At 44.0% G+C, this 18,581-nt stretch carries 14 protein-coding genes; 6 read left to right on the top strand and 8 right to left on the bottom strand.

The window, feature by feature from the left end; translation table 11 throughout:
* Positions 1–101: 101 nt before the first annotated feature.
* The 5 genes from L3V35_RS17985 to L3V35_RS17965 all read right to left on the bottom strand — a co-directional run bounded on the left by L3V35_RS17985 (position 102) and on the right by L3V35_RS17965 (position 7,924).
* Positions 102–3,290, bottom strand: a complete 3,189-nt coding sequence (locus L3V35_RS17985) for an efflux RND transporter permease subunit (RefSeq protein ID WP_237300391.1) — start codon at positions 3,288–3,290, stop codon at positions 102–104.
* A gap of 2 nt (positions 3,291–3,292) precedes the next feature.
* Positions 3,293–4,564 (bottom strand): efflux RND transporter periplasmic adaptor subunit, encoded by a 1,272-nt coding sequence (locus L3V35_RS17980; RefSeq protein ID WP_237300390.1) that lies wholly within the window; start codon positions 4,562–4,564, stop codon positions 3,293–3,295.
* Positions 4,561–5,994 carry a TolC family protein gene (locus L3V35_RS17975; protein ID WP_237300389.1) on the bottom strand — a complete coding sequence of 478 codons (1,434 nt, stop codon included), beginning with the start codon at positions 5,992–5,994 and terminating at the stop codon, positions 4,561–4,563. Before L3V35_RS17975 ends, L3V35_RS17980 begins: the two co-directional genes overlap by 4 nt.
* Before the next feature lie 114 nt (positions 5,995–6,108).
* A complete protein-coding gene (locus L3V35_RS17970; RefSeq protein WP_065205837.1) occupies positions 6,109–6,378 on the bottom strand; it encodes a hypothetical protein in 270 nt (89 codons plus the stop codon).
* 337 nt (positions 6,379–6,715) lie between these two features.
* Positions 6,716–7,924 carry a NupC/NupG family nucleoside CNT transporter gene (locus tag L3V35_RS17965; protein WP_004729974.1) on the bottom strand — a complete coding sequence of 403 codons (1,209 nt, stop codon included), beginning with the start codon at positions 7,922–7,924 and terminating at the stop codon, positions 6,716–6,718.
* A 612-nt stretch (positions 7,925–8,536) separates the two neighbouring features.
* On the opposite strand from L3V35_RS17965, the gene L3V35_RS17960 reads away from it, so the two are divergent.
* The 4 genes from L3V35_RS17960 to L3V35_RS17945 all read left to right on the top strand — a co-directional run bounded on the left by L3V35_RS17960 (position 8,537) and on the right by L3V35_RS17945 (position 11,280).
* On the top strand, positions 8,537–9,013 hold the full coding sequence (locus L3V35_RS17960; protein WP_004729970.1) for a hypothetical protein: 477 nt from the start codon (positions 8,537–8,539) through the stop codon (positions 9,011–9,013).
* A gap of 285 nt (positions 9,014–9,298) precedes the next feature.
* Positions 9,299–9,568 (top strand): PTS sugar transporter subunit IIB, encoded by a 270-nt coding sequence (locus L3V35_RS17955; RefSeq protein ID WP_004729968.1) that lies wholly within the window; start codon positions 9,299–9,301, stop codon positions 9,566–9,568.
* A 9-nt stretch (positions 9,569–9,577) separates the two neighbouring features.
* A complete protein-coding gene (locus tag L3V35_RS17950) occupies positions 9,578–10,834 on the top strand; it encodes a PTS ascorbate transporter subunit IIC (RefSeq protein ID WP_004729966.1) in 1,257 nt (418 codons plus the stop codon).
* Positions 10,831–11,280 carry a PTS sugar transporter subunit IIA gene (locus L3V35_RS17945; protein WP_171316503.1) on the top strand — a complete coding sequence of 150 codons (450 nt, stop codon included), beginning with the start codon at positions 10,831–10,833 and terminating at the stop codon, positions 11,278–11,280. Before L3V35_RS17950 ends, L3V35_RS17945 begins: the two co-directional genes overlap by 4 nt.
* A 227-nt stretch (positions 11,281–11,507) precedes the next feature.
* On the opposite strand, the gene L3V35_RS17940 is transcribed toward L3V35_RS17945, so the two are convergent.
* Positions 11,508–12,773, bottom strand: a complete 1,266-nt coding sequence (locus L3V35_RS17940; RefSeq protein ID WP_237300388.1) for an HD-GYP domain-containing protein — start codon at positions 12,771–12,773, stop codon at positions 11,508–11,510.
* Between the two features lie 225 nt (positions 12,774–12,998).
* Here L3V35_RS17940 and L3V35_RS17935 point away from each other — a divergent pair, with 225 nt between their 5' ends.
* Complete coding sequence (locus L3V35_RS17935; protein ID WP_171308022.1) at positions 12,999–13,535, top strand: GNAT family protein; 537 nt, start codon at positions 12,999–13,001, stop codon at positions 13,533–13,535.
* A gap of 110 nt (positions 13,536–13,645) precedes the next feature.
* Here the strand turns inward: L3V35_RS17935 and L3V35_RS17930 are convergent, their stop codons facing one another.
* Together L3V35_RS17930 and L3V35_RS17925 are read right to left on the bottom strand one after the other, a co-directional pair.
* Positions 13,646–14,995 (bottom strand): HAMP domain-containing sensor histidine kinase, encoded by a 1,350-nt coding sequence (locus tag L3V35_RS17930; RefSeq protein ID WP_237300387.1) that lies wholly within the window; start codon positions 14,993–14,995, stop codon positions 13,646–13,648.
* The gene (locus L3V35_RS17925) at positions 14,988–15,677 is read right to left on the bottom strand and encodes a response regulator transcription factor (protein ID WP_054547152.1); all 690 of its coding nucleotides are present in this window, start codon (positions 15,675–15,677) and stop codon (positions 14,988–14,990) included. The genes L3V35_RS17930 and L3V35_RS17925 overlap by 8 nt, the downstream gene beginning before the upstream one ends.
* Positions 15,678–16,489: 812 nt before the next feature.
* Here L3V35_RS17925 and L3V35_RS17920 point away from each other — a divergent pair.
* On the top strand, positions 16,490–18,484 hold the full coding sequence (locus L3V35_RS17920) for an EAL domain-containing protein (RefSeq protein WP_237300386.1): 1,995 nt from the start codon (positions 16,490–16,492) through the stop codon (positions 18,482–18,484).
* Positions 18,485–18,581 lie beyond the last annotated feature (97 nt).

Below are 18,581 nucleotides of genomic sequence, written 5' to 3'. Positions count from 1 at the left end.
GCCTTAGCCTATTGAGCCTTGACTGCTAATGAACCTAAACAGATGCTGCTGAGACTAATTCAGCATCCACCCGTTAGATATCATCATTAGCTTAGCCATTGTTAAGCCGTTTGTTCAACGCCTTTGACTCGATTTGTGACTTTAAGAATCAGAGACTTAATCTCACACTGAATCATTAGTAATGCTGGCGTCAGAATCAGCGTAATAAACGTCGCAAACAAAATGCCGTAACCTAGTGCCGCCGCTGCAGGGATCAGGAATTGAGCCTGCAGAGACGTTTCACTTAATAGTGGCGTCAAACCTGCGAACGTGGTGACCGATGTGAGTAACACGGCTCTTAGTCGACCAGAACACGCTTCAACAATTGCATCGTGAACCGATTTACCCTTTTCTTTGATTAACTCGTTAAAACGAGAAACCAACAACAAGCTGTCATTCACCACCACACCGCTCAACGCGAGAATACCGTTTAACGATAGGATACTGATTGTTAAGTCATTCCACCAGTGTCCTAGGATTGCGCCAACAATACCAAATGGAATCGCCGTCATGATGATCACCGGTTGAATGTAAGACTTCAGCGGGATAGCAAGCAGCGTGTAAATCGCAATCATAGCGAGCACAAACATGCTCATCATCGAGCTAGCCGTCTCTTCTTGCTCTTCCGTTTCACCAGCAAAGTCGACCGTTAGCCCCGGATATTGCGCTTCTAAATCGGGTACTAATGTGTCTTGCAACTGATGAACAAGCTCAGCAGGCGCAACCACCTCTTTGTCCAATACTGCACTGATGTACACAGCACGTTGGCTATCAATACGTGTGATCTCTGATACTTGGTAGTCTGAATGCACCTCAGCAACCGTACTCAAAGGCACCACAGTACCGTCGTTAGTTCTCATGCTCGATTGCTTGATATCCGCAATGGTTTGGCGATCCGACTCTGGGTAACGAACTCGAACTTTCACCTCATCTTTACCACGTTGGAATTGCTGAACTATGTCACCACCAAACGCCTGTAATACTTGCTGTGAAAGACTTGCCGTATCAAAACCTAACGCACGACCTTGTTGTGTTAATTCGAAACGATACTGAGGCTCACCCAGATCCAAGTTATGATCAATGCCACTCACACCATTAATGGTTTGCAGTTTAGCTAAGAACTCATTGCCGGCCGCCGAAACTGATTCTTCATTCCACGCTTTTAGCTCGACTTTGAAGTTATCGACCATCTCCATTTTAGACAAGATTTTAAGCTTCTTAACCCCTTCCATTTGGCCAACAGTCTCTTGCCACGCATCTGCAAACTCGTTCGATGTGTAAACACTGTCGCTGTCCAATTCAATTTTCACTTGGCCAGAATCATCGGCATCGGCGATAACCTGAAGGCTCAACAGTTCCGATGATTCATCTTGAGCACCGTATTGCGCTCTCAGAGTTTCATCCGTTTGTGTTGCCGCCGCTTCAAGCACTAGCAAGTTCTGTTGTGTTTGACCAAAGCTCGCGTCGTTTTGCATCGACATGTCAGCAGTCACGGTGTCGCCCGGCATATCAGGGAAGAATGCCACACGTACCGCCCCAGTCATTGGCAGCCCCGCCACCAAGATAAGCAGTGACAAGAAAACCATTACCACGGCGTAACGCAGTTTCAGCACCCATTCAATCACAGGGCAATAGATGCGCTTATTAAACCAACCTAGCCCAGTATCGGCAGCATGTTGAACACGAGCCCAAAGCCCCTTTTTGTCGCTGCGCTTGGTATTAATATGCGCGAGGTGCGATGGCAGGATGAACTTAGACTCAACCAAAGACAGCAACAAACAGATAGTCACGACCGTGCCGAACTGAGCGTAAATCTGACCCATTTTGCCTTCAACGTTAGCCAGTGCTAAGAAAGCAACAACCGTCGTTAGCACGCCAAATATGGTTGGTGATGCCACCTTCATCGTGCCTCGAATAGTACTGCCGATCGAATCCCCTTCTTCCTTACGCGTGGAGTAAATGCTTTCCCCGACGACCACCGCATCATCGACGACTATTCCGAGCGCCATAATGAAACCAAAGGTGGTCATTTCATTGATGGTTAACCCCATAAAGGTGTCTGTCATGAAGAACATGGTGCCAAAGAATACGAACGGTAAGCCCGCAGCCACCCAGAAAGCGACACGCACATTAAGGAATACCGCTAACACGATGAATACCAGAGCAATACCCGTTAACGCGTTCTTCACCAACAGGCTCAAACGGTCTTTGATCATGGTACTTTTGTCGTACCAAGTTTCGATTTCGACATCGCTAGGCAACATGTTGCTGTTTTCCCAGCGATCTACCACTTGTAGAGCCTGTTCAACGATGCTGACGACATCTCCATATTCATCCATCACGATCTGAATCGCCATTGCATTATGTTGGTTGTAACGAGAAAGCATGAAGGTGTCATCGGCAAACATGTCTTCAACGTTAGCAATATCACCCAATGTAATTTGAGTACCATCAGTGGTCGTCATCACCGGAATCGCGTTGAAATCTTGCAGTTCATACGCCTGTTCAGATACCTTCAAACGAACCGTTTTTTCACCATTGCGAAGGCTGGTCGAGATAGCTGCAGAAGATTCCGCATTGATCGCTTCAGAAACGTCAGTCAGTGTTAATCCATAAGCTTGGAGCTTGTTCTCATCAACCTCAACCGAGATCATAGGATCGGCTTTGGCTTTGATTTCCAAATCACGAATCGCCGATTGGCTCAGTAAGTCCGACTTAAGTTGCTCGGCTAAGCTCTGCAACTTTGCTCGATCTGCATCCCCATAAAGCTGTACCCATAAGGCGTGGTCTTGCATGCGAGCCTTATCAATCACTGGATTATCAGCGCCTGCAGGCAGGTTATTGATAGCATCTACCTTGGTTTTAACATCGGCTAATAGGGTATCAAGATCATAGGTACTCGTTTTCTCAATCGAAACATGGCTACCATTCGCGTCAGAGGTCGACGTAATACGCTTAATGCCCGGCACGGTTTCTAACGCATCTTCGATCTTGATTGCTAACCCTTCTTCCGCTTGAACAGGGTCACCACTGTCATAAGTCACTGAAACAGTGACAACATCGGGTTCAAGACTTGGGAAAGCCTCTTTACGTAACGTGTTAAGCGATAACACGCCAATAATGATCACGCCCACTAACAATAAGTTCGCTGCCACAGAGTTGTTAGCAAACCACGCGATTACGCCAGTATGCGGTTTATCCGACGTCTGGTTACTGTGCACTTGGTTATTAGGTTTCAGCTCGTTAGACATGACTAACCCTCCGCCTTAGCCAGCACAACCATGCCTGATTTAAAGCTGCTTAATGGACGCTTGACCACTTGCACACTGTCACTATTTGATTCTGTAAGGCTATTCAGATCGGCAGAGTTGTTCAGCTTGGTAGGGTCGATGTAAATCAAACCGCCCTTTTCAAACTCAACATTCGCGTTGGATTTAGAGAGCAGACCGTTGCCATCCACAAACCACAGGTCACCCTGCTGCGAAAGTGCTGAAGCTGGCAGCTCCCATAATTGAGTTAGTTGCTTACCCGAGATCGTTGCCTGCACGAATGTGCCTGGATAAAGATCTTTCTCTTGCTCCAAAGGGTTATCGACTTTCACGATCAGTGAACGTTGACGTGTGTCTTGTTGTAAGTGCTGCTCTACTCGCTCGACATAACCTTGCCACTGGTACTGACCATCAGAACTCGACAGAATCACTGGCCACGGCTGCTCTTTCAATTGCGAGTTATCGCTGTTGGGTAAGCTCAACCATTGGCTTTCAGACAAAGGAACAGAGACCTCAACCTCATCAACGCTGTATAACGTAGCAATCTGCGCGCCCGTTTGTGCGTAGCTTCCCGGTTGAACATCACGACTCACGACCAACGAATCAAAAGGGGCAACCAAGGTTGTTTTTTCGAGGTCTTGCTCAGCCTTCACCAATTCAAGCTTGGCGTTCTCTAAAGCAGCTGTCACTTGCGCTAATTGCGGTTCACGTAATACCAAAGGTGAATCAGGTTCGCCCGACAAACCAGAACGTTGCCATTCAGACTTAGCTTGTTCGCCTTGTCTCTGTTCTTCCAATAAATCTAGCTGAGCTTGAGCCATATCCGCCTTGGCTTGGGTTACCGCTTGTTGGTAACTGGTCGAATCGATATTGGCGATCACTTCACCTTGGCCAATCACTTGCCCTGTTTCAAACTGCGAGCTGATCGTTTCTACTCGGCCACCTACTTCCGTTGAAAACATCAACTCGTAACGTGACTTCGCTTCTCCGTAACCCACAACTTCTGCTTGGTAGTCACCCAATGTTGCAAGAACCACAGACACTTGTTGCTGTTGCGATGCAGACAAAGTTGTCGTTTCAACAGGCGTCATTTCGAGAGACTTAGTGTCAACAGCCATAGCCTGAGGCTCGGAAACCGTTAGTTCATTCGCCTTTTGAGGAGCAGGAGCCACTTGAGAGCCGTTGTAAGCAAGGGCTGCAAAGATGCTTGAACCAGCCACTAGAGTGATGGCAATTGTGATGGTATTCAGTTTCATGAAGATACTCCCAAGCCCAGAGCTAGGCCTAAATCAATTCGGTTTACGAGACGGTTATAAATGGTTTGTGTTAGTTGCGATTCAAGGTCATAGGTTTGTTGCTGAACAGTAAGTAGATCAAAAATGTCGACCAAACCCTGACGGTATTTCTCTTCATAGCTGGTGAAGCTGCGTTGTGCGCTCACCAAGGCGTTCGTTAGGTGTTGCTGTTGAAGCGTTAGTGAGGACTCTTGACCCATCGCGTTCTCCACTTCATTCACCGCAGTAAGTAGGGTTTCTTGGTAAGCCCAGTAGCTGGATTCTGTGGTTAAGTCTGCAATCTCTGCCTGTGCTTTAAGCTTGCCACCTTGAAACAGTGGTGCTGACACTTGACCAAGTGCGCTCCACAAAGGTCCGGTCAACAAGGCTTCACTCGGAGATTCCGCCATATCGGTTAGGCTTGCAGATAAGCTGATCGACGGCAGCATCGCTTTGTATGCGGCATCGGCACGTAGTGTTTCTGCTTCAATATTGAAGAAAGCCGCTTGAAGATCCGGACGCCCTGCCAGATCTTGCGTCGGCATGTTGTCTAGCGGGTTAATGATGGTTGGGAATGAACCGAGATCCGCAAGTGATAACTCCTCAGACTCCCCACTCCACTGCCCCGTTAACAAAACTAACGCGCGTCGACTTTGTGCCAGTTGCTCTTGGTAATCGGCCAAAGTTGCTTGAGTCGATGCGCTGCTCGTTTTGGCGTTATCTAGCTCTTCAAGGCTACCTAGCCCTGTGCGATAACGTTCTAAAACCAGCTCTTCGTTGTTTTCGAGGATCACTAAGCGCTGCGTTTCAATATCAACAAGCTGCTGCTTCAAACTGATATCAAGCCAACCTCTCATAACACTCGCGACCAAAAGATCTTGAGCGCCCTGAAGGTTAGCCTGAGACGTCGCAATATCTTTTAACGCGGCGTTGTTTGTGTCTGCTAATTTCTGCCATAAGTCCAACTCCCAACCGACCGTGACATCCGTAGTGTAGGTTTCAGTGGTGCTTGAGCCGTTAGTGCCTTCGTCAGCTTGACCAGAAAAACTCGCATCGACGGTTGGTAAGCGGTCGCCAGACGTCACACCTTGCTGTGCATAGGCAATTTTGAGTGCTGTGATACTTTGTTGAAGGCTTGGACTGTTCTGTAGAGCGCGCTCGATATAGAGATCGAGCTTCGGCGCATTCACTAAATCGGCGAGTTGTAGATTCTCAGCGTCTAGATCTTGTTTAGTAGACGTTTGATCACTAGAAGCCTGTTGAATCAGCTCTGCGAGTAAGCTTTGCTGTTTCTGGCTAGTGCTTTGCTCTGCTAACGAAACATAGTCAGCCTGACTGGTTGTCGTGCAACCGATCAACCCGATTAGAGCAAGTGAAATAAGGGAATGTTTTAAAGGAAGATTCAATTTCATCTTCTTGTCTCCTGTAAGAATGGAGGCAAGATAACGAGCTGGAGGTTAAGGGAGGGTTAAGGCGAACGTTAACCCTAAAAGAAAATGCAAAAAGTGTACGTTTAAACTTCTGTTTTATGCTTCTGACTTGCTAGAAAAGAGCCCACCGATCTTATAACCAATCGCATAGCAAACCACTGCAATAGTCACAAACACCAATGCCGAGAAGAAGTACGCCACCGATGCTGCGACGCCAGTGCCCCATACGATGCTGAATACTAAACCGTGGTAAGCCTCTTGCGGCCACTGAGAGATAGGGAACTGAGTACCACCAGCAATAAGATAAACCATCGCAAACAAGCCGATAAAGGCAGTGATAAGACCGATGAGAACGCGCATGTTCATGGGGAGACCTTTGATTTATTGGACTTGGTTGCCATTGTTCTTAGTCGAAAGCGGATGTGCTTAGTCGAAACCGAATATTCTCAATCGAAGTCGAATGCTATTAATCGCAACCTGATGATATTCAAGTATATCGGATAAAAGGAGCTTGCTCTATTACTCTTCCGAGTGAGCCTTACACACGACAGAGTAATGAAAGTGGTGGTTTGAATCTGAATCAACCTAACCAGCAGGCACAAAAAAGCGGATACCCTTCTTACGTAAACTCCGTAAGTAAGATACCCGCTTTTACTAAATTTAAGCGCTTTTATTGAATCTAGCTACTTTAACTTAATCTAGCTTAAAGCAGGATGAAGATACCCGCTAAACATGCACTCATTAGGTTTGCTAACGTACCAGCCGCTACCGCTTTCAAACCTAAGTTTGCCACTTCTGCACGACGCTCTGGTGCCATAACACCAATCGAACCTAATTGAATCGCGATAGAACCAATGTTGGCAAAACCACACAATGCAAAAGTCACAATCACTTGGCTATGTTCAGACAGCAGAGCTTTGTTCTCAACGAAGTCGATGAAAGCAACAAACTCGTTCATTACGATCTTCTGACCGATGTAAGAACCTGCCATTAATACTTCATCACTCGGGATACCAATTAACCATGCAAGAGGCGAGAATAGGTAACCAAAGATAGCTTGCAGGGTAATGCCCGCAAAACCGAACATTTCGCCTAGACTTTCTAAACCCGTGTTGACCATTGCAATCACACTCACGAATGCAACCAACATAGTGCCGACAGCGACCGCCACCTTCATACCGTTCATTGCGCCACTTGCCAATGCATCGATCACGTTGCTTTGGTCAGCTTTATCTAGCTCAATGTGGTCGTAGTCACTCGGAGTACTACGCTCAGGAACAATGATCTTCGCCATCAATAGGCTGCCCGGAGCCGCCATGAAGCTTGCTGCAATAAGGTATTTAAGCTCAACACCTAATCCTGCATAGCCACCCAGTACACTGCCGGCTACTGACGCCATGCCGCCCGCCATTACAGCAAACAGTTCAGAACGAGTCATAGACTTTAAAAAGGGACGAATAAGAAGAGGAGACTCACCCTGAGAAAGGAAGATATTACCTGTTGCAACTAGAGATTCAGCTTTACTGGTACCCAGCAGTTTTTGCACGGCTCCACCAAGAACTTGAATCACTTTCTGCATAACGCCTAAGTAATAGAGCGCAGAGATCAAAGCACTGAAGAAGATAATGATTGGAAGTACGCGAATCGCGAAAATGAAACCTTCAGTAGCCAGATCACCAAATAGGAAAGCGATACCAACGTCTGCAAAACCAAGCAAGCTCGAAACGCCATTGCTTAGGCTTGTTAACGCCAGTTGTCCCCAAGGGAAATACAACACCAAAGCAGCGAAGCCGATTTGAAGTAATAGTGCACGAGAGACCGTTTTCCAGTTAATAGAAGAGCGACTCTCAGATAGCAGACATGCGCAAGCAATCAGTGCAATAACACCGACAAGACCAAATAGAATATTCATAATGTGTCCTAGTAATCCTTAAAGAGTGAACATGAGCCAAACGAATGACATCAAAGGAATAGGACAAAGAACCGCAAGCAAAACGCTACGCGATGAAGGAGCTAACAACGTTAGCGACTGTAACAACGAGTTGTTCATGTAAAAATCACCTTATACAAGCAGTGGAACGTAGCTGGTCCGGTCCGTGGGGTCATTCACATATCCATGTGACGGCTTGTATTGGCTAAGCACCGGCTTAAAACCGGAAAAGAAGTATAAACAGTTAAGTGAGACTTTCATCACATTTTTTGACGCAAACGATCGCGCGGTCAAGGATTAAACAAAACGCTGTGTTTATCGTCTTTTGTGTGCATAAAAACTGTAAACAACCTGTATGAAGTTGAATTTTTAATGTTAAGCCTTTAAACGTACGAGCGTAATCACTCGGTTAATTCTGTGTGATTCTTACTACTTTTCTGTGCTCTGCCTCATTTCCCGATACTTCAAGATTCATCTTAAGTTTAGATGCGTATATACTTTGTATGATCTCACCAAATAATTATCTATAAAATACTAATAGAGCTGATTAGATATAACAGCCATCGAGACTAAGAGAGGACACACTTGAAGAAAATGGAAGCTCCGCACGACATGAACAATGGAGCTAAATTCAAAACAAATAGACATGGCTATGTGACAGTAGTTGAATATTATAATACCTATACTGTTATTGTCGCGTTTGAAAACACCGGAAATATCCGCGCTATCAGTGCGGCGAAATTACGTACAGGTCAGTTAACCGATCGCTCTGTCGCACCTGAATCAATTATGATTGGTGAAAAGGTTGAATCCGTTAAACATGGAATATTGACCATTACCCAAGTTGAATCTGAAAATATTGTGGTACTAACCAATACTAATAACGAAGAAATTCGAATGTTATTGCCCGCTGTACAAAAAATGAAAGATAAGGTCGAAGATGTTGAGAATGATAAAACTGAGGCTCCAAAGCCAACCTCTCTTAGTCAATTAACAAAAAGAAATAAAAAGACCAAAGACGTCAATAGTATGCTTAAGAAAATGCTTACCGATTACGGTCGATACGATTAGTTATCTATTTTATTTCACAGATCCTCTAAATATTTGCCTTCCGAAAAATAAATACATTTACTCCTGCCTTTCTCAATAAGATACGTTGCATATTCGAGTGAAAAGTTAAATTTGATCAAAGTCTCACTCTGGATTTTTAACGCGAATTAACGAGATCTCCATCACAATCTCATTTTAGCTTTGTGATGGAGATCTTATTGAAATCTGAATATTTCCATTATTATGCTCTCACACAATAAGAGAACGCAGTTTCTCAACCCCTAAAATCCAATTGAGACAAATATTATGAAAAAGATTCTTGTAGTTTGCGGTAACGGCCTTGGTACTTCACTAATGATGGAAATGGCAGTGAAAGAAGTGGCTAAAAAAATCGGTTTCGAAGCAGAGATTGATCACGAAGATCTATCTTCTGCAGCATCAAGCAATGCGGATATTTGGGTCGCGGCAACAGACGTTGCTAACCAACTGAAAGACGGTGGAAAAGAGAATATCATCAGCCTTAAAAATATTTTTGACAAAGCATCAATCGAAGAACAACTAAAAACTTTCATGTAAGGTCAAATTATGCAAAACTTTTTCGAATTCATGCTCGGCTTATTAAAAGAGCCAGCAATCATGGTAGGTTTAATTGCTTTCATTGGCCTTGTTGCACAAAAAGCTGATATTTCTACCATTCTAAAAGGCACAATTAAAACCGTAATGGGTTTCCTAATTTTAGGTTTTGGTGCTGGCGCTCTTGTTGGCGCACTAAATAACTTCTCAGTTGTATTTACTGAAGCATTCGGCGTAAGTGGTGTTATTCCAAATAACGAAGCAATTGTTGCATTAGCACAAGAAGCATTCGGTTATGAAATGGCTCTAATTATGTTCTTCGCATTCGTTGTGAATATTTTATTGGCTCGCATTACTCCTTTAAAATATATTTTCTTAACGGGTCACCACACAATGTTCATGTCTATGCTAGTAGCGGTAATTCTGTCTACAGCAAACATTGAAGGCACTGCTCTAGTCGCAATTGGCTCTATCATTGTGGGTACACTAATGGTTGTGATGCCAGCGCTAGGCCAAAAGTACACTGAAAAAGTGATGGGTACTGATCAACTGGCTATCGGTCACTTCTCGACACTGTCTTACATCGTGTCTGGCTTCATTGGTAGCAAATTCGGTGACACATCAAAATCAACAGAAGACATCCAAGTTCCTAAAAGCTTAATGTTCCTACGTGATACGCCGGTTGCTGTTGCAACAACAATGGCTATCTTCTTCATGCTTGCATCTATTATTGCTGGCGGCGAGTTTGTAGAAACGGTTTCTAGCGGTCAAAACTGGGTCGTATTCACCTTCATGCAATCTCTTATCTTTGCTGGTGGTGTCTACATCGTACTGCAAGGTGTGAAGATGTTGATTGCTGAAATTGTACCTGCATTTAAAGGTATTTCAGACAAGCTAGTACCAGGCGCAAAACCTGCTCTAGACTGCCCAATGGTATTCCCTGTAGCACCAAACGCGGTACTTATCGGCTTCCTTTGTTCTTTCGCAGCAGGTCTACTAGCAATGGCAGTACAAGGTGCGCTTGGTTGGACAATCATTGTAGCGGGCGTAGTTCCACACTTCTTCGTAGGTGGTGCAGCTGGCGTTTACGGTAACGCAACTGGCGGTCTACGTGGTGCTATCTTAGGTTCTTTCACTCAAGGCCTATGTATCTCTTTCCTACCAATGCTTCTACTTCCAGTTCTTGGTGGCCTCGGTCTTGAAGCAACAACATTTGCTGACTTTGACTTTGGTGTCGTTGGTCTGATTCTAGGGTGGATTGTTTCATGAGCCTATTCGATTTAATCGGTGACCAAGGCGTTATCATCAACTCTGAAGAAAACCTAACGGTTGATGCTGCGATTGATTTAACCTGTTCAACACTGCTAGCAAGCAACAAAATTGAAGCTAGCTATGTTGAAGCTATCAAACAAAAACACAAGGACATTGGCGCGTACTATGTTCTAGCACCAAAGATAGCGATGCCTCATGCTCGTCCTGAAGATGGTGTGAACGAAGCATCTCTGCAAGTGACGGTATTCAAAAAGGGTGTTGATTTAGAGTCGGAAGACAACGGTGACGTTTACCTTTCAATTACTCTGGCAGCGATGGACTCAGACAGCCATATCCATACTATTATGGCGCTATCAGAGTTGTTCCAAAATGATGATGACATTGATGCCATTATCGCAGCGGAAACAGAGCTAGAGATCATCGAGATCTTAAAACGCTACTAATCTCGATCTAAAGATCCTGATATGCCCCCATTAAAAAAGCGATAGTCTCGGCTATCGCTTTTCTGTTTCTGGTGCTTAGTCAATTATCTTTTAGCATGAATTGAAACGTATGGCTTACCAATTCATGATTTACAGAAGGCATGGTTTACAAAAATGTATGGCTTACAAATGCATGACTAACAAGTGCATCACGCCAACGCCTCACAACCAATCAGCATTCACTAGCGTTAAAACGCGTACATTCTTTTATCAGTTGATAACTCGAAACAGTACTGTGCGTGTTTTTCAAGACATTCAAACACTTCTCTATCTAACTTATAGTTTTCAACATAGTCTCTCAAAATAGCCATCGTCTGTTCTAACGTCATACCAGCACGATAAGGACGTGATTGAGATAATGCTTGGAATACATCTACCACAGCGACGATCCGACTCGGTTGATCCAGCTCTTCCGCCGTTTTACCAATTGGGTAACCTGATCCATCTAACCTTTCATGATGATTGGATGCCCATTGGCATACCTGAGGAGAACTAAACAGCTCTTGCAGTGCGAATCGAGTGTCCGTTGCGTGGCGTTTAATACAGCAATACTCCTCTTCGGTCAGCAAATCCGGCTTATGAAGAATGTCATTAGGTGTTTGCAGTTTGCCGATATCATGAACTAGCCCTGCTAAATAGAGTTTACGCTGAGTTGTGTATGAATAACCCAACTGCTTGGCGAGATATTCAGAAAGCTGCCCGACTTTCAACGAATGCTTAAAAGTAAACGAACTTTTTGTATCAACAACATTGGCGATAAACTCGGCAAAGGCCACCGTCTCGTCCAGCGACATTTGCTGAGAGAAGAATGGCACAGGCTCAAAGTTATCCCTCATGTTCTCGATGTAAGGGATTTCCATCGAGAACCAAAAATCATCCAGATCGACCAGCTCGCACATATGTTGCACAAGGTTGGTTTCGAACATCTCGTCCGCTTGTTCAGTCAAACGTTCAATAATGCTCGCTTTTCCATCTGGTGTTAAATTTCCATAACGATCAGAAGAGGTTATGCCGTATAGATAATCGACTCTGTCGGCAAGCATCACGATCGCGGCCAATTCTTTTTCTAACTCGCTGATATGAATCGTCTTTAACTCAGCCCACGGGGTATGATGATAAAGAACCGGCTTAGCGAATATAGAAAGAACTGGGCACTCTTTTAAGATTTGGTAGCCCTTCTGACAATGGTGATAGCTCGAGTCGGGCACAAACCCAGAAGTTAAGCTGAGCTGCTCATCAATTTGCGATACGCCACAGTCGTGAATTAACCCTAATGAGAACGCAAGTTGGGCCTGCTCTTCTTCCCACCCGACGCTCAGAGCACATCGATACGCGATATAACCTACCCTCTGCCCATGGTTTTTGCTTTCAAAACCGACGTTATCAAGCGCCTTAGCAATACCAAATAGAGCCTTTCTTAGGTCTACGGTTACCTCTTGGCAATGTTGATTCATTATTTAAGCCTAGCATTTTTATAGTTTTTATATATTTAGGCTGCTAATACTAATGCATAGCTAATGGTTATATACACAACTATTGTAAGGTTTAATGAGTTTCGTGATAGAACTAACGTATCACGAAAAATCCGTGCTACAAGTGGTTGCATATTGAAAATCATGCGACATTATAGCCTGCCGACCAAAAATCACTAAATCATCAGCCAAAAGAAAAGGAAAGACATGTTTAAAACGATTATCGATAACGAACTATCCATCGCATTGGTCGAAGAAAGTTTCGCTGCCCATTACGCTGACTATTCACAAAGCCAAAATGAGTATCTTAGCCAGTGGTTAGCATGGCCACCGCACTGCAAAACAGAGCAAGATTTTAGGATTTTCATCCAACGCTCATTACACGATTATGCTGAAGGGAAAAGCATGACATGTGCCATCGTGTATCAAGGAAAGATCGTCGGTAACTGCAGCTTCAATACCATCGACCACAATACCAAGAAGGTAACGATTGGTTATTGGTTGTCACAGACTCAACAAGGCAAAGGGATAGTCACTCGTGTGGTTCAAAAACTGATTGATATTGCTTTCAATGAGTTAGATATGGAAAAGATTGAAATATCAGCCGCTACTGAGAACATGAGTAGTCGTAAAGTTTGTGAGCGCTTACATTTTACATTGGAAGGCATCATCACTTGTAACGAGAACTTGAATGGCCGCATCGTAGACCACGCCATTTATGGACTTCATCGCTCTAAGCTCTAAGCTCTAAGCAGTCACTATTATGTAAATGAGCATACTAAAAAGCCACGGTATTCAACCGTGGCTTTGTTATTTTACGAACCTAGAACCTAAGTAGCCCTCAGAGCGCCCAGTTATACGGTCTTAGGAATCACGATACTGAACTTAGCTCCACTATGGTTGCTGTCATCGATTTTGATATCCCAAGAAAGCTTTTTAGCCGCTGAAATCGCAATCGCGAGGCCTAAACCCAAACCACCGGTGGTTGAGGTTCTGCTTGAATCTAGACGAGAAAACGGAAGAAATACTTCATCACGACTGTCTTCTGGGATTCCAGAACCATTATCTTCAATAACCACTAGCCAGTTTTCTGAATTCTCATCCAGTGTCATCCACACTTTATCGCGTGTGTAATTACCCGCGTTTTTGAGAATATTATCGAAGACCAAACGTGCCATTGAGCAGTCACACTTAATCTTGCAATCTTGGCCTACTTTGGATTCAAAGAGCACATTGTCTAACTGAGAGTAACGAATACGATCGAGACAGTACTCATGAAGATCAGAGGTCACTTTAACGAGCTCAAAGAATGAGTTATCCATGACATTCAACTTCGACAGCATGATAATTTCTGAAGTGAGATCGTTGATATCCTCAATGTAGGTATCAATATCATCGAAAAGCGCCTGATGATGGTCGGGGGCCCCCCTTCTTAGAATATCGGTCGCCAGCTGAATACGACTGAGCGGGGTGCGCACCTCATGTGGGATAGCTTGAGCAAAGATGTGGCTTTGTTTCACTTTGCTCTCGATCTCTTCCGCCATAAAGTTAAAGCTGCTGGCCAAATCTGACACTGGATGAATGTCGTCTAGATCAGAACGAGTACTGAGTTTCCCTCGACCAAACTGTTTTTGCTTCTCAACTAGCAACTCGATTCTTTCTTGAAAACGCCTCACAGGTAAGTAAACACTTGCGCCGATCGCGACAATAATGGCGAACAAAAGCCCGAGTAAAAAGTTTCTTTCTGAATCTTCATACCATTCAATTTCAGGAGAGAAAAAATCCCCTACCTCACTGAACGCGAAACTAAATTTAGAATTTGGAAGTTGAAACACCGCCGAGTACAGATCGTTATCACTGAGGTATATAGGTACACCATTTAAAGTGGTAAATAACTCGCATCGTTGGCATGGAGCCTCTCCCGACCAATTATCTAACAGGCGTAAATTGAAGATATAAAATTGTTGGTAGCCTGTTCTATCGAGTTCTTTATACAGTGAATTATATTGATTGTGCTGACGGGTATACTGCTCAACGAAGTAAATACCATCATTTAAGAAAGTTTCGATCTCGGTTCTTCGCATGTGCCCTTCACCTAGGTTCACAAACAAAAAGATCGTTGCCGACATACCAACCACAATCCCAAGATACAATCGGGCAAACATCGAAACAGAACGAAGTTTCGCAGTCATGAACTTACGCAACCAGCATGTACCCCTTATTGCGAACCGTACGGATCAACTGTTTGTCTTTTGCGTGAATGCGTAGTTTTCGTCTTAAACCGGAAACTCGCATATCAATAGAACGATCATTAAAAGCATAATCAATCCCTCTAAATAACTGACAGCACTGGTCTCGAGTCACGACCTGACAGATGTTATTCACAAGAAGGTTTAAGATTTCAAACTCGGCAGAAGTAAGCTTAAGGTTTTGCCCATACAGAGTGGCACTTTGAGCAATATTGTTGATCACAATATCGCATTGCTTTTCAGCCATTTTTTCTGGCGCGATAGCAATAGGAGCAGCTCGACGTAATAACGCTTCAATTCGCGCCAACAAAGCATGGCCACGAATAGGCTTTGCAACGTAATCATCCGCGCCAAACTTAAATAAGCTTACCTCACTCATTTCATCGGCAGAGGCGGTCAACACTAAAATTATTCCATTGTAAAACTCTCGAGCCTGACGGCAAATTTGAGCGCCACTCATGCCTGGAAGCATCAAGTCCAACAGCACTAAATCAGGTTCAATACTGCGGATCGCTTCAAGTGCTAAATTCCCTTCATGAACAACGCTAACATCGTAGCCTTCAGCTTCTAGGTAAAGCGTAGTTAAACGAGCTATCTCTTGGTCATCTTCGACAATGAGCACTTTGGTTTTCGACATTCCTATCACCCGTATTTATTAAAAGCGAGGGCAGTATATATACTGCTCATATATCATCAATGTTGTGCTTCGAGCCTCACTTTTACCGTACGCAAAACATTGTAATCACTTTTGTACATACACGTTTACAAAACGCAGTGCTTAACCACCAGTACTCCTTAGTTTAAGAAGGTTGGCCATCAATAACTCGCTATTCACGGTGTTTTAATTGCCTATACAACGCTTACGTTTGCTTTATTTTCTTACTCACACTTACATTTAAGGCATTTACAAAACCCAATCAAATCAACCCTCCAAATAGTAATGACTTGTCGGTTAATATCACTGACAAATGACAAATTTATAGGTTTAAAATCCAAATATAGCGTTCGACAGTCGAAAGAAATCGATTACGTTACTCACCAGCCAGTGTTTTGCATTTTCAGGGCCTCGGCAGGCGCTATTAAGCAATATCTTCTTCAAGTAATATTCATGAAATTGATAATTCGATCCAGCATTTGCTAATCACCACTACCACACAGGGTCCACTTTAAGATGAATAAACCGCTTTCACTGTTACTGACCAGCCTCCCTTTATTTTCAACGCAGTTATTAGCTGATAGCAATAAACAAGAAATAGTGAATCCGATTCAAGCGCAGGCAAATTCTTGGATAAACATTCAGGTCGCGCCAAAAATAACATTCGTCAAAAGATGGGCTTCAACTGTGAGTTCTATAGCACGCTCCTTTCTGTAGCACTTTTTTCTTCTTCAACACGGCTTTTAACGGCTGTTGAAGACCAGAATTCAATTTGATAAGCGCCTACTGAATGCATGAGTTCGGTAGGCACTGTTCGACCAACACATCAGTTCACCGAGTTCAATATGATGACCAATTATCAACCTTTCGAGCATCTCAAGTGTCCTATTTGGATATATGATATTGATAATAAAAGAATAACTTGGGCAAATAGTAACGCGCTCCCCCTCTGGGAGTCTGAGTCGATGTTTGAGCTGACATCACGTGACTTTAGTGTCGAGATGTCAAAAGCGATAGAAGCAACACTGGAAGAATACCAAAGACAATTTCTACGTAACGAAAGCATCAAAACATGGTGGAACTTCACGCCAAACCACATTTCCAAACGTGCATTATGCCTATTTTCTGGGATCCCATTGCCCGATGGTCGAACTGGGATGTTGGTACAAGTCATTGCCGAAGAGGGCAGCCTAAAGCACGACTTAGCTTGCTCTGATGGCGCAAATCTATCCCTTCTATTTGATAACTCGGGAGACGTAGTGAGCGCTAACTCCGCATTCTTTCAAAGCTATGGTTCACCGTTTAGTACCCTATCCGACTTCGTTTCAAGTGAAGAGGCAGCAGCACAATGGTTGTTTGCTGCGCGTAAAGGCCGCGAGATTTTAGAAGAAGTCAGCTGCGAAATAGATAACAAAATCCATCACTTTGACGTGCAAGGAAAATGGCTATTTGATAAAAGCGAGCTTCTGTTAAACCTCACCTGTACAACTAAACAAAAAGAGAAGTTGATCAAAGCCAGATACAACGCTGAGCACGACTGTTTAACTGAGCTTTATAATCGCCGCGGTATCACCAACCTTTTGGAAACCAGTATTGCCTATCGCTCGCCCTTTGAGTTGATGTTTGTCGACCTTGATGGCTTCAAATTGGTCAATGATACTTATGGACACAGTGTCGGTGACCAACTACTTAAGCAGGTTGGCGAACGTCTTAAACACCTCGTCGACGAAACGTGCATGATCGGTCGATTTGGTGGCGACGAATTCATTGTGATTGCCCACGCCTGTCGAAATCACAATATCCCGCTGCTCTGCTCTCGTATTATTGAAGCCTTGAACAGGAGTTTCCACATCAGAGGAATTGGCACCTTGTCTGTTGGTTGCAGCATCGGTACTGCTCATTTCCCTGATAATGCCGTCGATCAAGAGTCACTGCTCAAGCAAGCGGGTATGGCGATGCATATGGCCAAAACAAATGGACGAAATCGATTTCAAACTTTTACACCTTGTCTAGCACAAACCCTTCACCGCAAGGTAGAGATCCGTCATCGACTCACGCATGCCTTAGAGAATGACGACCTCAACCTTCATTACCAACCGATAATGAACACTAACAGCGACAAGGTGAAAGGATTTGAAGCCTTACTTCGATGGTCGGACGAAGAACTAGGTGACATAGCTCCTGACGAATTTATTACCTTAGCGGAGGAGAGTGGGCAAATAGTTCCTCTCGGAAAATGGGTTCTCAATTCCGCACTCAAACAGTTATCGATGTGGCAACGAGAGTTTGATAATGAGTTGATGATGAGCATCAATATCTCGAGTATTCAGATGCACGCTACCTTTGCCGAACAGTTATTGGCAATGCTGAACTTCTACAACATCCAGCCTCAAAGCGTTGCCCTTGAAATCACGGAGTCTTCCATGATCTTCAAGCATGGTGAAGTCAGACAAGCATTAAGTGATATATCAAAATTAGGCGTAGAACTTCACCTTGATGACTTTGGCACAGGGTACTCCTCACTCTCAATGTTGCATGACTTGCCAATTAGCACCGTTAAACTCGATAAAAGTTTTGTCCATGGTTCGCACAAAGGGAGCAAAGCAATAGTCCAAGCCACTCATGCTATCTGCGATAAACTGGGGCTAAAGGTAGTTGCTGAAGGCGTCGAGACAGAAACGCAAAAAGCGTTCTTGATCGATTGTGGATACCAGTATCTTCAAGGGTTCTTGTTTAGTAAGCCCATCCCGTCAAATGAAGTCGAAAGACAATTTTTAACGGTCGATTAATAGACATTTAAAAACCTATTTATCAATAAGTTAGAGTTTTTTAGCACTTCGTAGTCCAGAGAGTGATACCCACATCAACGCTTACGTATGCTTACAT

The organism is Vibrio sp. L5-1, assembly GCF_021728315.1.
GTDB lineage: Bacteria > Pseudomonadota > Gammaproteobacteria > Enterobacterales > Vibrionaceae > Vibrio > Vibrio splendidus_K.
The sequence above is the reverse complement of the archived record's forward strand: the minus strand, read 5'-3'. Positions and strand labels throughout refer to the sequence as shown.